Source organism: Lentilactobacillus buchneri, from assembly GCF_018314255.1.
GTDB classification, from domain to species: domain Bacteria; phylum Bacillota; class Bacilli; order Lactobacillales; family Lactobacillaceae; genus Lentilactobacillus; species Lentilactobacillus buchneri.
Window position 1 is genome coordinate 956,883 of record NZ_CP073066.1, and the last position, 17,395, is coordinate 974,277.

The 17,395-nt window shown below is 45.5% G+C and carries 17 protein-coding genes; 7 read left to right on the forward strand and 10 right to left on the reverse strand.

The window, feature by feature from the left end; genetic code table 11:
• Positions 1 to 14: 14 nt before the first annotated feature.
• Both KE627_RS04665 and KE627_RS04670 read right to left on the reverse strand, forming a co-directional pair.
• Positions 15 to 1,193 (reverse strand): aminotransferase class I/II-fold pyridoxal phosphate-dependent enzyme, encoded by a 1,179-nt coding sequence (locus tag KE627_RS04665; RefSeq protein WP_013727127.1) that lies wholly within the window; start codon positions 1,191 to 1,193, stop codon positions 15 to 17.
• Positions 1,194 to 1,473: 280 nt separating this feature from the next.
• Complete coding sequence (locus KE627_RS04670) at positions 1,474 to 2,187, reverse strand: demethylmenaquinone methyltransferase (protein WP_013727126.1); 714 nt, start codon at positions 2,185 to 2,187, stop codon at positions 1,474 to 1,476.
• A 68-nt stretch (positions 2,188 to 2,255) separates the two neighbouring features.
• Between KE627_RS04670 and KE627_RS04675 the strand changes: the two genes are divergently transcribed.
• Positions 2,256 to 3,170, forward strand: a complete 915-nt coding sequence (locus KE627_RS04675; RefSeq protein ID WP_056939175.1) for a 1,4-dihydroxy-2-naphthoate polyprenyltransferase — start codon at positions 2,256 to 2,258, stop codon at positions 3,168 to 3,170.
• Here the strand turns inward: KE627_RS04675 and KE627_RS04680 are convergent.
• From KE627_RS04680 to KE627_RS04705, 6 genes are all read right to left on the reverse strand, one after another.
• Positions 3,167 to 3,769 carry a TMEM175 family protein gene (locus tag KE627_RS04680; RefSeq protein ID WP_249291341.1) on the reverse strand — a complete coding sequence of 201 codons (603 nt, stop codon included), beginning with the start codon at positions 3,767 to 3,769 and terminating at the stop codon, positions 3,167 to 3,169. The two genes, KE627_RS04675 and KE627_RS04680, sit on opposite strands and share 4 nt — an antisense overlap.
• Positions 3,770 to 3,974: 205 nt before the next feature.
• The gene (locus KE627_RS04685; protein WP_056939177.1) at positions 3,975 to 4,919 is read right to left on the reverse strand and encodes an L-lactate dehydrogenase; all 945 of its coding nucleotides are present in this window, start codon (positions 4,917 to 4,919) and stop codon (positions 3,975 to 3,977) included.
• Positions 4,920 to 5,012: 93 nt separating this feature from the next.
• Positions 5,013 to 6,083: a hypothetical protein gene (locus tag KE627_RS04690; RefSeq protein WP_056939178.1), complete on the reverse strand. Its 1,071-nt coding sequence runs from the start codon at positions 6,081 to 6,083 to the stop codon at positions 5,013 to 5,015.
• A gap of 391 nt (positions 6,084 to 6,474) precedes the next feature.
• Positions 6,475 to 7,401 carry an L-lactate dehydrogenase gene (locus KE627_RS04695; protein ID WP_056939179.1) on the reverse strand — a complete coding sequence of 309 codons (927 nt, stop codon included), beginning with the start codon at positions 7,399 to 7,401 and terminating at the stop codon, positions 6,475 to 6,477.
• 131 nt (positions 7,402 to 7,532) lie between these two features.
• The gene (locus tag KE627_RS04700) at positions 7,533 to 9,173 is read right to left on the reverse strand and encodes a peptide ABC transporter substrate-binding protein (protein ID WP_056939180.1); all 1,641 of its coding nucleotides are present in this window, start codon (positions 9,171 to 9,173) and stop codon (positions 7,533 to 7,535) included.
• Positions 9,174 to 9,557: 384 nt separating this feature from the next.
• Complete coding sequence (locus tag KE627_RS04705) at positions 9,558 to 10,187, reverse strand: histidine phosphatase family protein (RefSeq protein ID WP_056939181.1); 630 nt, start codon at positions 10,185 to 10,187, stop codon at positions 9,558 to 9,560.
• A 367-nt stretch (positions 10,188 to 10,554) separates the two neighbouring features.
• Here KE627_RS04705 and serC point away from each other — a divergent pair, with 367 nt between their 5' ends.
• The 6 genes from serC to KE627_RS04735 all read left to right on the forward strand — a co-directional run bounded on the left by serC (position 10,555) and on the right by KE627_RS04735 (position 14,740).
• A complete protein-coding gene (gene serC / locus KE627_RS04710; RefSeq protein WP_056939182.1) occupies positions 10,555 to 11,631 on the forward strand; it encodes a 3-phosphoserine/phosphohydroxythreonine transaminase in 1,077 nt (358 codons plus the stop codon).
• 11 nt (positions 11,632 to 11,642) lie between these two features.
• Complete coding sequence (locus KE627_RS04715) at positions 11,643 to 12,809, forward strand: phosphoglycerate dehydrogenase (protein ID WP_013727117.1); 1,167 nt, start codon at positions 11,643 to 11,645, stop codon at positions 12,807 to 12,809.
• A 194-nt stretch (positions 12,810 to 13,003) separates the two neighbouring features.
• A complete protein-coding gene (locus KE627_RS12510) occupies positions 13,004 to 13,177 on the forward strand; it encodes a type II toxin-antitoxin system HicA family toxin (RefSeq protein ID WP_013727116.1) in 174 nt (57 codons plus the stop codon).
• A gap of 20 nt (positions 13,178 to 13,197) precedes the next feature.
• Positions 13,198 to 13,608, forward strand: coding sequence for a type II toxin-antitoxin system HicB family antitoxin (locus KE627_RS04725; RefSeq protein WP_013727115.1), 411 nt, complete (start codon positions 13,198 to 13,200; stop codon positions 13,606 to 13,608).
• 144 nt (positions 13,609 to 13,752) lie between these two features.
• Positions 13,753 to 14,067, forward strand: a complete 315-nt coding sequence (locus KE627_RS04730) for a DMT family transporter (protein WP_013727114.1) — start codon at positions 13,753 to 13,755, stop codon at positions 14,065 to 14,067.
• 121 nt (positions 14,068 to 14,188) lie between these two features.
• Complete coding sequence (locus KE627_RS04735; RefSeq protein ID WP_013727113.1) at positions 14,189 to 14,740, forward strand: NUDIX hydrolase; 552 nt, start codon at positions 14,189 to 14,191, stop codon at positions 14,738 to 14,740.
• Between the two features lie 89 nt (positions 14,741 to 14,829).
• Here KE627_RS04735 and KE627_RS04740 read toward each other — a convergent pair whose 3' ends face one another.
• Together KE627_RS04740 and KE627_RS04745 are read right to left on the reverse strand one after the other, a co-directional pair.
• Entirely contained in the window at positions 14,830 to 16,104 is a 1,275-nt protein-coding gene (locus KE627_RS04740; RefSeq protein ID WP_056939183.1) for a dihydroorotase, read from the reverse strand.
• Between the two features lie 21 nt (positions 16,105 to 16,125).
• Entirely contained in the window at positions 16,126 to 17,073 is a 948-nt protein-coding gene (locus KE627_RS04745) for an aspartate carbamoyltransferase catalytic subunit (protein ID WP_013727111.1), read from the reverse strand.
• Positions 17,074 to 17,395 lie beyond the last annotated feature (322 nt).

Below are 17,395 nucleotides of genomic sequence, written 5' to 3' on the forward strand. Positions count from 1 at the left end.
AACTCAAGCTCCCTTTATTTGACTGACTGTTTTTCAACGTATTTTTGAATGCGGCTAACGGCCTCTTGAATATTTTCCTCGCTGACTGCGTAACTGATTCGGACGTAGCCTTCGCCGCCTGGCAGGAAGTACGAACCTGGAATTAAGGCAACTTTGGCTTCCTTGGCCAAGTCATAACAGAATGCTTCACTATTCTGGTTTAAACCAGCTGGAATTTTGGCGAAAACATAGAAGGCGCCATTTGGATTAGGACAGCTGAAGCCGGCTTTTTCCAAACCAGCAACTAGCAAGTCGCGGCGCTTCATGTACTCCTTCTTCATTGGCAGGGCATCGTCCATACCGTTCTTGAATGCTTCTTCGGCGGCAGCCTGGGCGTTGGTGGTCAGTGACGTGATCGTAAATTCACTGACCTTGGCGATTTCATTGATGATATCTTCGGGCCCACAGATCATCCCGACTCTCCAGCCAGTCATGGCGTGAGACTTGGAAACACCGTTCATGACAAGGGTTTGTTCCGGCAGGATCGACCCCATCGAAACGTGGGTGCCGTCATAGGTCAACTCACTGTAAATTTCATCACTTAAACAAATAATGTCGTGCTTGGAAATGACGTCCGCCAACTTCTGTAAATCGTCTTTGTGGTAGGTAACCCCGGTCGGGTTGTTAGGGAAATTGAGGATCACCGCTTTAACAGTATCTTTATTAGCCTCAATCGCTGCAGACAATTTTTCCGGTGACAGCACAAAGCCATTATCCGAGGTGTCCACAAAAATTGGTTTGGCACCGGCCAGCATTAAGATCGGCACGTAGAGTGGGAAAATTGGTGTTGGGACGATCACGGTGTCGCCAGGGTTGATCATGGCAGTCAATGCCGAGTAGATGGCGCCAGTTGCCCCTTCAGTCATGATAACTTGTTTGTCAGGATCGTAATTCAGACCGTATTTCGTGTTCAAGAAGTTCGCAGCTGCCTGACGGAGTCCTTCTGTCCCCCGGGAGTTGGTGTAGTGACTTTCGTTATCGTCAATTGCCTTAATAGCGGCCTGCTTAACGTGTTCCGGAGTGTTGAAATCAGGCTCACCCAAGGTTAATTTGACGATGTCTGGAATCGCTGAAATCTTCTGGTTGAAAGTCAAAATTGCGGCAGGCGTTAACGCAGCTACTCGTTTGTTCATCTTATCTGATAATTTACTCATTGTGTTCTCCTCCTAAAAAGTGGGTCCTCAAAGTCAACGAACTGACTGTGAGGACCCACCAATGGTATAATCCCGCACAGTCAACTCAGTGATCTGTGCGGCCTTTAGTATGCATTACGAAATGCTTTTGGCTTATCCACAGATCACACTCGGAAAAACCAAAAGTAATATCGGCAACTATTCATTTGGATGTTTAAATTATCTGTCATAATTAAAAACTCCTTAGAATATGTTAAACACATGATAACGTTTTTAATCTTGTGAATCAAGGGAAATTTTGTCAGGGCTTCATTCCCCAGTGAAAAGCAGCGGCCCCAAAAGTGAATGGACGATAGTGAACGTCAACCAGGCCGGCGTTTTGAAACATTTCCACCAACTGTTGCGCCGAGACAAATTCGGCAGTGGTTTTTTGTAAATAGGCGTACTCCTGATATTTATTGACGGCCACTTTTGCCATTAATGGGACCAAATCAAAGTAAACCCGCCAGCCGAATTTGATAACCGGATTGGTTGGCTTGGACGTTTCCAGGCAGGCAACCTGCCCCCGGGCGTGCACCACCCGGCTCATTTCATGGAGCACCTGGTCAGCATCCGGAACATTTCTGAGACCGAAGCCAATCGTGGCGATGTCAAAGTGGTTGTCATCATATGGCAGCTGCATCGCATCCCCTTTAACCAAGGTTACCCGATCCTGCAGGCCGGCTGCACGAACCTTCTTGTCAGCAAGTTTCAGCATCTCTTCACTAAAGTCGAGGCCAACAACTTGTCCGGAGGGCCCGACTGCCTTGGCCAAAGCAATTGTCCAATCCCCGGTCCCGCAGCAAACATCAATCGCAAAGCTCCCCGGTTCAACGTTGAGCTGCTGCATGACCAACTTTCGCCAGTGCTTATGATTCCCCAAACTAATCAGCGAGTTCATCCCATCATAGTTGTCCGCAATTTGATCAAATAATGATTCAACTTTTGTTTCCGGCGTCTTGTTCGTCAGCGTCATTTTCCCGCTCCTTTGGTATAATTAGACTATGTTTTTGAAATTATTTTAAATTTATCTTGGAGGTCATCATGAGTTTATCAACTTTTTCCCAGCTCGTCGAGTTGCGAGCCAAAGCTGCCAGCATCTTTCCGTTTTTTACCGGACTGTTTTTCAGCTGGTACCTGCTCGACTCGGTGAATGGGCTTTACGCTACGCTTTTTTTCATTGCCATGATTCTGTTCAATATGACCGTGGACACCTTGGACAACTATAACGACTACATGCATTCAACCGCTGAGGAATGGAAAACCGGTACCAACATCATCGGTCGGGACCACATCTCTTTAAACCTCATTCGTTTTATGATCGTCATTATGGTTGTGCCATCAGCTTTGATTGGTATTTTCCTGGTATTCAAAGTCGGCCTGCCGCTGTTGTGGATGGGATTGATCTGTTTTGCCATCGGAATTATGTATTCATCCGGTCCACATCCCATCTCCAGCACGCCGTATGGTGAAGTGGCATCCGGCTTCGCTATGGGGATCATGATTACCCTGATCTCGGTCTACGTTAATTCCTATCAGCTCTTCACTTGGAATGCCTCGCTGCTTGGCCAGATTCTGCTGGCTTCGTCACCGTTGTTCTTCTGGATTGCCAACATTATGTTAGCCAATAACATTTGCGATGATCAAGAAGACGAGGTCAACCACCGTTGGACCATCGTCCACTACATCGGCAAGAAGAATTCCCTGCTAATGTTCAATACCGCCAACGTTTTAGCGGTTCTGCTGGTGTTTTACGCCATGTACGTTGGCGTCTTCCCATTGGCACTGTTCTCGATTCTACTGGCAGTTCCACTGATCATCAAGCAGTCCCTGATTTTCAACCATGAACAAATTAAAACCAAGACTTTTGTCTGTTCTGTTCAGATCATGATTTTTGGCTCACTCAGCTTGTGCGTCGGCTTTCTCGGCTACTTCATCTACACCCTGATTGCCCACTAGCGAAAGAGCCGATCGCTGTCCGCGTTAAACCGGGCACCGATAAAAATAATCATTAACGTGACAATGACCATTTGAAGCGCCGGCATGAATTTTAAAACAATAACTGACAAAATGAGTTGCCCGCCCACCAGTTTCCAATTACTCATATATCGATAAATCACCATCGATCGAATCGCCTCCGCCGCCTTCGGTCGGTGGTCTTTTTCGTTGGCCTTGATTAATCGGTTGGACAGATAATAATAAGCACTCGACCATGCTAAAAAGACAACGAAGTAAAAGATTTCCGGCCCCTGTTCATTTAACCCGCGCCCGACCCAAGCCGTCGCCACAGGGACAAAGGACGTGGTAAACATCCACAAGTTGTTCGCCCAATACACATTTTGCGTGATCCAATTGGTCTTGGCGAACATGTAATGGTGATTGTACCAGGCAACGCCGATGAACAAATACCCAATTGCGTAGGAAATCAGGTATGGCACTTGATCTAAAATGTCACTAATCGCAAACGATTCCGGGGTCTTGAACTCCAAAATCATAATCGTCAAAATAATTGCCAAAACGGCATCCGTAAAAGCTTCCACCCGTTCTTTTTTCATCATTTTTCCCCCTCGATTAATCTTAATATATACCAAAAGTGGGAGAAACATGTAAAAGAGCGCTAAAAATCATGAATTGGTAATCCAGTGACCTCCTGGGATACAAAAAGCCAGGTCAAAAGTTGCTGATTTTGACCTGGCCATTACTATGAGGCGTGACGATCCTCAAATATGAATGTGGATGAAAATTGTTCTATGTGAAAAGTCCCTATTCAGCCGCAAAGTCCTTGGCTCTTGATTCTTCGAACTTCTCTTTAATGATATTGGCACAATTTTGCAGTTTCGCTAATTCTTCATCTGTTAAGTCAAGTTGGAGTTGTTGGATAATGCCATCCCGACCAACAATGGCTGGGTATGACAAATATGAACCGAGTTCTTCACGATAATTGGATACCGGCAGTTCAGTTCGCGCATCATTTAACACAACGTTGGCCAGGCGAACGGCAGCACTGGCAATCGCGTAGTTGGTGTATCCTTTACCACGGAAAACGACGAAGCCACCCATTCGGGCATCTTCATCAATTTTATCAAGGTCAAGGCCTTCTTTGTCAGCCAATTCAGTAATTGGTTTGCCTAAGACCCGCACGGTTGACCAAGCGGTGAACTGAGAATTCCCGTGTTCCCCCAAATTATAACCGGCAACGGAACGCGGATCGATATGTAATTTCTTGGCAACAGCCCGTTTCATCCGTGACGAATCCAACAACGTCCCGGTTCCAATGACATGCTTCTTGGGCAAACCAGTGACCGCCTGATAAATTGACGTGATCGCGTCAACCGGGTTGGTAATCACAATTAAAATCCCATTAAAGCCTGAATCCTTGATCTTACCGGCAACTGATGCGGCTGCTTTTTGAGTATATGGATACTCAATGAAGCGATCATTGCTGGGATTGTCGCGTTGCAGCTGGAGTTTGCCAATCGCAGAAATCACGATATCGGCGTCGGCCAATTCATCATAATCGTTCACGGCGATGTTCGTATGATTCGGTAAGTTGGCCATGGCATCTCCGAAGTCTAAGGCGTCGGCTTTAACCTTTTTCTCATTTATATCGATCAGTACCAAGTCGTCTGCAAAGCCGCCGGACACGATATAGTGAGCGACCGTAGAGCCCACACTTCCCATTCCAATAACACCAATTTTTCTTGTCATTCAATCACCTCAAAAATTTTTAATGGTAACAGCATACCACTTTGAGATGTCAGTTCAACAGCGAATTTTCATTTAATGAGATTTATTCAAATTCTATTTCAGGGTATTCCGCCAAATCGCATCAGTCAGATATGGCAGTTTGCGTGCTCGTCGCTGAACTTCCTTCAGCCGATACGTCAGCATCCGGTTAAATGAGCGGCGGAAGTCCTTCCCGTTGGTCGCGTAATCGGTACCCGCAAATCTTGAGATGCCGCTATTATCACGATACTCGATGGAAATGTCCCGCATCAGCCACTCGTGATTCTTCATGTACCGCATGACGGCATTAGGGGTGGTGACCGCCAATTCAATCCGGGTTAAAAACTGCCGTTCTCCAACTTGGTCCCGATAGTATTCGGCCTCCCGCGCAGAAATGTAGTCAGTATCCGCCACCAGCAATTGATTGTCCAACAGGGATTGAAACTTGTCTGCCACGATCAGTTTTCGGGTCTGCTGAGGATCCACATAGGCAATTCGGCTCAATTCATATTCTTGATGATCATTAAGCCGTTGGGTAATCTGCTGTTTTGTCCCAGCTTGGCCACCCATCTGAACATGAAAGTTGTTCATGATTAGCGGCATATCTAACGTTAAATCCATTTCAGAAATCTGTGGGGTTACCATCAGCGGCAACACCTCTTCGATGACCAGGCGAAGCAAAGGTTCTTCGGGAACGTCAACGAAACGATTCGGGTTAATTGCCAACGTCACCTTCACCTGGTGATGAGGACCTCCCGCTGGCTCACTCGTAATCGTGATCAACTTGCTGACGGTATAGCCAAATCCCACCGGACTGCGGACAACATACTGGGTCGAATCAAATAATCGGTAGTCATGATACAAAATAATACTCTGGTAATCGTCCTTGCCAATGACGGGGGCAGCTCCACTGCGTTGAGTTTCAGGAAATGATTCCACCAAGCTCTGAAGTTTGAGGTATTGCCGCTGAGTCATGGTACTGGAGATTTTGACGGTTTCAATTTCAAATTGAAGTTCTTTGGCCGGATAATCAATCCGTCGGTGGGAGAATAATTCGGCCATTTTATTCTGATAGGAATAATTTAAGCTGCGGTACTCAGGAGAATTGTAACCGTCTGGATGAAACACTGCTTCGTAGTTTGCCAAAATTGATTGCTCCAATCGTGATTTATTGGCTTAATTTTAGGCTGAATCTGCCAGCCAGTCAAACTCGAATATCTTTTGCAGGCAACGTTGACAGATCGAATTCGTCGCGTTATAATATAAGTATATTAACAATTCGAGTTAGATAAATTGCTTAAAGCCTTCAGTTCTTAATTGCTGGAGGTTATTTTTTTGTCCCAAAACAGAGGTTGGACCACTAATCGTTACGGTGATTTTCATTGCAACTACAATCACCAATTTTATAATGATAAAACTTGGTACAAACGGCTGATCCCGGCCATATAACGCAATCGGGCCGTCATTCCAAATTCCGGAATGACGGCCCGATTGCGTTATATGGCCGGGATCAAAGCGCCTTTAGTCCCAATCTGTTCTAGTTTTCCATTGATTCCTTAAACTTCGTCTTAATATAATCAGCTGAAATCTGCAGCTTCTTCTTTTCGTCGTCAGTCAACTTCAGTTGAACCTGTTCAATGATGCCATCACGACCGACAACCGCTGGGTATGACAAGTAGGTGCCGAGTTCTTCACGGTAGTTGGAAACTGCCAGTTCAGTGTGGGCATCGCTCATCACCGTGTTGGCTAAACGAACAGCCGCGGTGGCGACACCATAGTTGGTGTACTTTTTACCGTGGAAGACGTTGAACCCGCCTTCTCTGGCAGCTTTGTCCAGCGCATCAAGGTCCAAGCCGCGTTCTTTAGCAATCTCGGTAATTGGATGACTCAGTACCCGAACGGTTGACCAGGCAGTGAATTGGGAGTTCCCATGTTCACCCAAATTAAATCCGGTAACTGACCGTGGATCCAAATTAAGTTCGTCAGCCACCGCCCGCTTCATTCGTGAGGAATCCAGCAAAGTCCCAGTGCCAATCACGTGTTTCTTCGGTAGACCGGTAATTTGCTGGTAAATCGAAGTGATGACATCCACCGGATTGGTAATGGCGACAATGATCCCATTGAAGCCGGAGTCTTTAATCTTTTGTGCCACCGATTTGACTGCCTTGCTGGTGAATGGCAGCTCGGCAAACCGATCGTCATTCGGATTGTCCTGAAGTTTGATATTTCCCAATGCAGAAATAATGACATCGGCATCCTTCAGTGCAGAATAATCATTTACAGTAATGTTGGTGTGGACGGGCAGGTTGGACATTGCATCTTCAAAATCAATTGCGTCAGCCTTCACTTTATCTTCATTGATATCGATCAATACCAAATCATCCGCGAAGCCGTTTGCGACAATGTAATGCGCTGCTGTTGAGCCAACGTGTCCCATTCCGATAACACCAACTTTTCTTGTCATCCTTAATCACCTCAAAAGTTTTAGTTGAGAAAAGTGTACCATGATATCGCTCTCAATGGTCAATGGATTCTCATTTTAATTTAAGTTAATGAGATGACAACGAGTGGCCGCAGGCATTAGACCTTGGCTGTTTACTTCATATAGGCGTACTTGTAACTCCACTGAGTACCGGCAGTGTTATGAATAACACCCTTTAAGTCGGGCTTTTGCAGATACGAGGTGACTTGCTGGTACAGTGGCGTCATCCCCTGATCAGCATTAAACAATTTAGCTGCCTTAACCAAATCATCCCAGCGTTTGTCAGCGTTATTGGCATCCTGATTTTGAGCTTGTTTAATCAGCTTATCATATGCCGGGTTGCTGTACTTGCCGCTGTTGTATGCGGTGCCGGTTTCCGGGATCTGCAGGAAGGAAATTGGATCGTTGAAATCTGCACCCCAACCCGATAATGACAGGTCAAAGTCACCCTTTAAGACTTCTTGATTGGCAACTTGGCTCGGCACATTTCGAATATCGAGCTTAAATCCAGGCAAGTCCCGCTGCAATTCAGACTTCATGTACTGTGTAATCGGGTTGCTGGTTGGATCATCGTTGGAAGCAGTGATTGTCAGGGTAACCTTCTTGGTACCAAGGGCTTTCAAACCTTTCTGCCAATGCTGCTTGGCTAACTTGACGTTGTAATCCACCGTATTTGGAACAGTCTGTTCTTTGGCAAAGTCTTCGCCAGTCTTCGGATTCTTAGCCAATCCGGAGGCCACAAAGCCAGTTGGTGTGTCTGACCCATCACCAAGAACCTTTTTGGTCAGCTGTTGGCGATCAATGGCTAGTGAAATTGCGAGACGAATGTCCTTGTTGCTCATGGCTTTGCGTTTGGTTTGGTTGGCGTCTTTGAAGTTGTACTTCAAGTAACCGATGAATGAATATGGATACTGCTGAAATTCCTTGTTGCCTTTGTAATGTTTCACTTGTTCATTAGAAAGCGGCGTCAAATCCAGCTTGTTTTGCTGATACAACTCAAGGCCAGTCGTCGGGCTGCTGACCACGGTATAGTTAATCTTGTGGAGCTTAACGGCCTGTTTATCCCAGTAACGGTTATTCTTAACGAACTGCCACTTATTGCCGGTGCCGTTCCAGTTTTGAATTTTGAATGGTCCGGAGTACACCATGTACTTGGAGTTGGTACCATATTTTTTGCCGTATTTATCAACAATTTTCTGGTTTTGCGGTCCAAATAATGGATAGGCCATCAGGACCTTGAAGTAAGCAATCGGTTTCTCAAGTTGGATTTGAACCGTCTTGTTATTCAGTGCTTTGATACCGATTTTGTTTGGTGAGAGCTTGCCGGCGTTAACCTGATCGGCGTTTTTAATTCCGCTGAATAAATAGGCGTAAGTCGATTTGGTGCTTGGTTTCAGGGTTCGGCGCCACGAGTAGACAAAATCCTGGGCAGTGATTGGGTCGCCATTGCTCCATTTAGCGTTGCGCAAGGTAAAGGTCCACGTCTTACCATCTTTGGAAACCTTACCGCTCTTAGCCAAGCCAGCAGTTGGTTTGCCGTCTTTCCCCAAGCGATAAAAGCTTTCAAACACGTTCCCGGTCTGGCCATACCCGGTGGATTTTGAAATGTCGATCGTATCCAACGGGGCCGTCGTGCTGAGATTCAATGTCTGTTTTTGACTGTTGGATTTGGTTGCGGTTTTGCCACAAGCCGCCAAAGTCACTACCAGAATGGCGCTCAAGGCTAATAATAAAAGTGATCTGAGTTTTCGCATGAATGATTCCTCCAAAGAATTTAGTTTGTCCTTTTCACTTCAATCAACATCTGACTACACACTGCAACCGCCACCTTTAAGATTATTTATTCAACAAAAGAGATCCTCTGGTATACAAAAAGAGTGCCCCACTCCAGCTTTGACGCTGAAATGAGACACTCTTGGCATTGGTAATTCTTGAGAAAATGGGCCGTCAACTATCAGCTCACAGCTTGTCCCAAAAATCCAATCGTTTACCAAAGAAGCCACGATCAGCGCTAAGTTGAGCTTGACACATTGAACAACACATCATATTAGCAGCTGACATTTGCATGAATGGCTTCCTCCTCTTTCGTTACTTGATGCCATTTAATATAACCAATTGACTTTCATTTGTCAATCACTTTAAAACTGAGAATTGACAACCCGGTTGTAATACCGCAGATAATACGAGTGGGTTGTGGTCTGTAAAGTGATCCGGGTCACACTGGTGTTATCCGGCTCCTCAATCACCATCATGTCCTTGGGACGACCGATGGCTGCCAACACAGCCGCTTTGATCGTAAACCCGTGAGTGACCAGGATAATCTTGTCATTAGGATAATTAGTTGCAGTTTCCTGCATCAATTCAGCGACGCGATCGATGACGTGATCGAAAGTTTCACCATGTGCCACATCTGCGTAGGCAGGAAGAACGTCATTTAGAGTGAAGTCAAAAAGTTTGGGATATTTGCTCATCAAATCAGCGTTCTTCTCACCATCCCAGTCGCCATATGAAATTTCGAGGAGTCGTTTGTCATAGGTTACCGGTAAGTTCGCGCTCTGATTTAAAATGGCCGCCGTGTCTTTTGTCCGCTGCAGTTGGCTGACAATGATTCTATCCGCAAACGAAATATCGAAACCTTTCCGCAAACTTTCCACCTGTTGCTTTCCGGTTTCTGATAGGTAGGTAATTTCAGAGTTAATGGTGCCCTGCTTTAATCCGGCGGCGTTGGCAGCCGTCTGGCCATGGCGAACAAAGTAAAAATCAGTCATGCGCGTTCCTCCCAATAAATTAATTATCCATTGAATTTACCATGATCTTCAAGCACATGCAAACAGTTCCGTGACACTTTCTTCAAAATGGGTGTTGCTTTTATCTGTGAGTTCTGTTAGATTTTAGTTATAAGAAATGGAGGTTGTTCACATGAACATGCAATTAGCTGATTTAACGACAACTACATCATCCTCCTGGTCTACAGTCACATCTATGTAGGCCATCTTTTGATACGTGCGATTCAACAAAAGGCCTTGCATAGATGAAATCTTTTTCATCACTGTGAGACCGCTAAAAACGTCAGTTAGAAGCTCTCACAGCAAACCTGTGGGAGCTTTTTAATTTCATATAAAGGAGTTTTTGGTCATGACGGTATACAATTTTGCGGCGGGTCCGGCAACGCTTCCTGATCCGGTTATCAAACAGATTCAAGCTGAACTGCCATCAATCAACGGCAGTGGAATGAGTATTATGGAAATTTCCCATCGTTCCAAAATGTTTGACGACATTATCAATGCAGCAGAACAGGATGTCAGAGACTTGATGGACGTTCCCGATAACTATCACATCCTCTTCTTTCAAGGAGGTGGCACGGGTCAATTTGCCGCCGTTCCGATGAACCTGGCAACCAAGCACAAGAAGATTGCCTTACTGGACAGTGGTCATTGGGCTACCCGGGCTGGTGATGAAGCAGCTAACCTCGGCTACCAAGTTAATGTGTTGGCTTCAACCAAAGATCAGCATTATCAAGCACTGCCACAACTGAACCAGCGAATCTCCGCCAATGATTATGATTATTTACACATCACGACGAATAACACCATTGAAGGCACCGCTTATCATCAGCTGCCCGAACACGGCGATGTGACCTTGGTTGGTGATTTATCTTCCAATTTCATGGCAGAACAATACAACGTCAATGACTTTGGCTTAATCTTCGGCGGCGTCCAAAAGAATCTCGGCCCAGCCGGGGTGACCTTGGTCATCGTCCGAGATGATCTGGTTCAGACAGTCGACCATATTCCAAGCATTCTCAATTACAATTTATTCGTCAAAAAGAACTCGATGTATAATACCCCACCGGTTTTCAACATTTATGCCACCGGATTGGTATTGAAATGGCTGAAGGATCAAGGTGGAATTGCTGAAATTGAGAAGGTAAACCGGCAAAAGGCATCCCTGCTCTACGACTTCTTAGACGACTCAAAATTATTTGCCAACCACATCAAGGCCTCTGACCGTTCGTTGACCAACATTCCATTTACCACTGGTGATGCCGATCTAGATACCCAGGCGATTACAGCAGCCACGGAAGCCGGTTTGATGAATCTCAAGGGTCACCGAAGTGTTGGTGGTCTGCGAGCAAGTCTGTATAACGCGATGCCGCTGGCAGGCGTCCAGGCACTGGTTGATTTCTTACACAACTTTGAAAAACAACATTAGGGGGAACTCATATGTATCAAGTAAAAACTTACAATGCAATTGCACAAGCTGGATTAGACCGCTTCTCCGACAACTACCAAATTAACAAAACTGATGATGCGGATGCCTATCTGATTCGATCGGTTAACCTTCATGATCAGGACTTTCCCAAGAAATTAAAGGTGATCGCCAGAGCCGGCGCTGGGTTTAACAACATTCCATTGGACAAGGCAACTGCCAACGGAACCGCAGTCTTCAACACCCCCGGCAGCAACGCCAACGCCGTTAAAGAACTGATCATCGCGTTACTGGTGGCCTCATCTCGAAACTTGTTTGCTGCAGCCGATTACGCTGCCCACAATAGTGGCGCGGACATTTCGCTGCGAACTGAAAAAGACAAGACCAAGTTCAAAGGAACCGAATTGACCGGCCGAACCTTGGCAGTGATCGGGGTTGGCCACGTCGGCTCCCTGGTTGCCAATGCCGCCAGCGCTTTGGGGATGAAAGTGATTGGTTACGATCCATATCTGTCAGCCGATGCCGCTTGGCACATTTCGACAACCATCACTCGGGCAACCACGCTGGGAGAAGCCCTTCAGCAAGCCGATTATGTCACCGTCCATGTCCCGAAGAATGAAGAGACGACCGGACTGATCGGCCCTGAACAAATGGCCATTATGAAGGATGGCGTCAAACTATTTAACTATTCTCGCGACGGGATCGTCGACAACGAGGCGGCCGTGGACTATCTGGACGCGCGCAAAATTCGGACATACTATACCGACTTTGGTGAAAATATCCTGTTGAACCGAGACGATGTGGTGGTCACTCCACATATCGGCGGATCGACACTCGAAGCTGAAGCCAACGGCGCCACTCAGGGAGCTAATACGATCATGACATATTTGGAGACTGGAAACATTGAAAATTCCGTGAATCTCCCCAACCTCCAAGTGCCGTTTAACACCCCTTACCGCTTAACGTTGATCCATAAAAACATCCCCAACATGGTCGGCCAAATCGCCACCCTGTTGGCAGATGCGGGCATCAACATTGAAAGTATGAGCAACGCGGCCAGAAAAGACGTCGCCTACACGATTGTTGACCTGGATAACTTGAACAACGAGGAAGAACACCAATTGGTTGACCGTCTTTCGAAAATTGACGCGGTGTTTAGGGTCCGGGTGCTGCAAAAGTAGTTGAATTGTTGAATTTTGTGGATGGCGGATGTCATCCATTTTTTGTTTTAAAATCCTTTCTTGTATTTATACGTAATTAATTATGTAAGTCATCGAATTTGTCACCTTCAAAAAAGTGCTTTGAGGAAATACAAATTACTTGATCTACGTACAATGCACGTATAAAATATACAGAAAGTTGAGGATTATCTTCGATGAAGCGGAAGCGTTTGTTGCAGCTCTTCGAACGGCATGGTTGGTATTTATATCGCCATGGTGGAAATCATGATATTTGGACAAACGGTAAAGAAAAGGAAGTTATTCCACGGCATCCAAATATTAATGAATGGCTTGCTCGAGATCTAATAAGGAAACATCAATTACGTTAAATCAATATTTGGAGGTCATTATGAAAGATGTCAAAGTAGTCTATCCAATCATTATTATAAAAGATCCCAACGATAAATCGGTTCCGTATATTGTTAGTATTCCAAATTTAGGCGGATATACACAAGGTACATCCATTGAAAACTCCATTGAAATGGGCCGAGATTTTATTGGTCTAAAAGTATTAGATCTGATTGAAGACGGAGGTTCTGTGCCAAAATCAGTTTATAGTCTTCCAGACACTAAGCCAAATGAATTGGCCACTTTGGTAGATGTGAATATCAGTGCTTATCGTCGCCAACATGATTCCCATCCTGTCAAGAAAACCGTCAACATTCCAAATTATTTGAATGAAAAAGGAATTGAATCAAACCTAAACTTTTCCCAGTTACTAACGAAAGCATTGGAAGAGAAGTTTGGCATAAAGAAGTAAATTCCCTTTCGATTTCAAATGTGCTACACTAATAACAACTTGATATTCGACTGCCACCGGGCAGCAACTTTAGGTACTTTTTACAATTCCGTTAGGTCATAGAAGGAATTGTGAGGGGTACCCTTTTTCTTTAGGAGGATTTTTATGAATTGGGTATTTTTGATTATAGCAGGCATCTTTGAGGTGGTTTGGGCAACGGCGATGAAATATAGCCACGGGTTTACCAACTTGATGCCATCGATTGTCACCATTGTCGGCATGCTGATCAGTTTCTTCCTGTTAGCACATGCCACGAAAACATTACCGCTGAGCATTGCCTATCCAGTATGGACAGGGATTGGAGCCGTTGGAACAGTGATCGCCGGCATTATTCTGTTTGGCGACAAGATTTCTCCGATTACTTGGGGTTTTGTGATTCTGCTGCTGGTAAGCATTGTTGGGATTAAGATGACAAGTTGAGTGCTCCTTCAGCCTTGATGGGCGTCTAAATGATGATAAAATAATTGCTGTAATGAATCGGCTTTTCACATCAGCCTTCCTGACCGATATGAAAGAAAAGTCATCAAAAGGAGATAATTGTTTGTTCAAAACATGGCACCACCCCGGCAAGATCCTCGACCAGAAAAACGTCTACACTGGTCGCGTCTTTGCCGTCGATCAACTACACATCCAGACACCGGACGGTCTCAAAATTGAGCGCGATCTGATTAAAACCGACCCGACCATCACCATCCTGGCAATTTCACCGGCTGATCAAGTTGTGATGAGCAGCGAATACCGGGCTGGCGTTAACAGCGATTCGGTTTCCTTACCAGCTGGCATAGTGAATCCAGGTGAAACCAGTGAACAGGCTGCTGCCCGCGAATTGCGGGAAGAAACCGGCTACGTTGCCCAATCAGTCACTAAGATGACTCGAATCACTTCTTCGGAAGGCTTCATGGACCAATTTGCCGACCTAATGTTGATTAAATTTGATCCTAGCGAACGCGTGGAACGCCACTTTGATCAAGATGAGTTCGTCAACAGTCAATTAGTGCCACTTCAACAAGTCGTCGATTGGATCCGCGAAGGTAAAGTCAACACCGCCCAAGCGGTTTCAGCAATCGGCTATTACACGATGTTTCTCAAATAATACAAAAGCTGCAGTTCATCGAGTTAGGAGTCTCGGTGAACTGCAGCTTTTTATTCTTATTGATACCAATATGTTTTTATGTGATTAATTTACGATCTCTTGTAGGCAATGTCACCATCAACCAAGGTCATGACCGTATCGCCATAGACCGTTTCGCCAGTAAATGGTGAATTCTTGCCTTTTGACAAATAGTCGCTTTCTTTGATTTCGTGTTCGTGTTCCAAATCAAAGATGGCAATGTCAGCAGGCTGGCCGACTGCCAGTGAGCCGGCGCCTCTCATTTTGAAGACGGATGCCGGCTGCTTGGTCAGCCAATTAACCAATTGGGCCAACGTGAACCGACCGGTCTTCACAAATCTGGTGTATAGCATACTGAATGCTGTTTCACTGCCGGTAATGCCAAAGGCAGCTGTGGCGATTGATTGATCCTTATCCGCCTTGGTGTGAGGGGCGTGGTCGGTAGCAATCATATCAATGGTGCCATCAAGCAGGCCTTCGATCAATGCCTGACGATCATCCTCTCCTCGCAAAGGTGGATTCATTTTGTACATCGCGTTGTCTTCTTTAATGTTGGCGTCCGACAAAAGCAGATGGTGCGGTGAAACTTCCGCGGTAACGTTAATCCCGGCTTGTTTGGCAGCCCGGATAACGTTGACAGTATGTTTGGATGATGCGTGGCAGACATGGTAATGAACGCCGGTTGCTTCGGCAAGAATGACGTCTCGGGCAACTTGGGCCGTCTCACTGACCCAAGGCATTTCTTTCATTCCCAGACGTTTAGCGGCCCCGCCGTTCAAAACACCGCCGTATGTCAAGGCATCATCTTGAACGTGTTCAACAATGGCCATGTCCAGCTTGGCAGCCTGCTGCATCGCTTCATACATGGTACTGCTCTTTTGAATGCCATTGCCGTCGTTGCTAAAAGCAAAGGCTCCGGCATCCTTTAACGCCTTGAAATCAACCAACTCATCACCACCACGGTTGGTGGTAATCGTCGCATATTGCTTGATGTGAACGGCACCGTCAGTGTGGTTCAATTTAATTAAAGCTTCCATATTACTAACTGAGTCAGGTGCCGGGGTGACATTGGGCATCGCACAAACAGTGGTGAACCCACCATGAGCAGCTGCCAGACTACCAGTTTTAATGGTCTCTTTTTGTTCCTGACCCGGCTGGCGATAATGGACGTGGACGTCGATTAAGCCGGCCGAGACAAAGTTCCCCTTGGCATCGATCACTTCATCCACTCCATCAGTTGAAATGTCTTCAGCAATCTTAGCTACCCTACCATTCTCAATTAAAATATCGCGTTTAACTAATTGGCCACGATCCAGTATTTGTCCGTTTGCAATGATGCGTTTCATCAGTCGAAATTCTCCTCGCTATTAATATTCTTCCTTAATGAGGTCACGGTTGCGAAGCATGCTGGTCATGATTGCCATTCTGACAAACACACCATTGTGCATTTGTTCAAAGATGCGGGATTTGTCGCATTCAACCAATTCGTCGGCAATTTCAACTCCGCGGTTAACGGGAGCTGGATGCATGATGATTGAATGTTGTGGCATTCTTGATTCACGTTCTGCAGTCAAACCATATTGGGCATGGTACTTTTCAGCGGAGAAGGCGCCATTTTCGTCGTCAGCGATTCGTTCGTGTTGAACACGGAGGAACATCATAACGTCCATTTCTTCAACCAAATCATCAATTGGCATCCATTCGCCGTACTTGGCAAATTCTTCGGTGTACCACTTCTTTGGTCCGCCAAAGTAGACGTGGGCGCCAAGCATGGTTAAGACTTCCATATTGGAGCGGGCAACTCGCGAGTGGGTTAAGTCACCAACAATGGCAACTTTCAAACCTTCAAAATGACCAAACTCTTCATATATAGTCATCATGTCAAGCAATGATTGTGATGGATGTTGACCTGAACCGTCACCACCGTTGGCAATGCCAACGTGGACATTTGGATCAGCGATTAAATCTTTGTAGTATTCATTCTTCTTATCACGGATGGCAACCAAGTCTACGCCGATTGCTTGGAAAGTCTTAACAGTGTCACTCATTGATTCACCCTTGCTCAAAGAACTGTTTGAAGGATCAAAGTTGACAACTTGAAGGCCCAATTTGCGTTCTGCCATTTCAAAACTGGTGTGGGTTCTTGTGCTGCTTTCAAAGAAAAGGTTAGCGGCGTATACCGGCCGTTTTAGCTCAATCTGCTTGCCGGCTTTGAAATCCTGTGCTTCATGGATAAATGATAAAACATCTTCGGCTGAAAGATCTTCCATACTTACAACATTTTCAAAACTTACCGGTTTAGTAATCTGCATCATTGTGATTTCCTCCTAAAATTAAAAGCGCCTTGCCGTGTTCGCAAAGCGCTCCTTATGTGTCGGGAACCACATTCCAGGACGTTTTGCTCTCACGGGAACAGTTAAATCGTCAATAAGAATTAGTAGATATGTAACAAAAAACCTCTTTACCGCGTTCGGTAAAGAGGTTTGAGTTAGCCCTGAGTCTCCTCAAGATTCGCCATACCTTCTTAACCTCACGGGGTTAATGTTAAAGGTTCTGTTTGATTACTTAGAATCATATTCTATTTTGAGAGAAAAAACAAGTCTATTTGTGAAATTAATTTTGAAAATGTTTATTTAT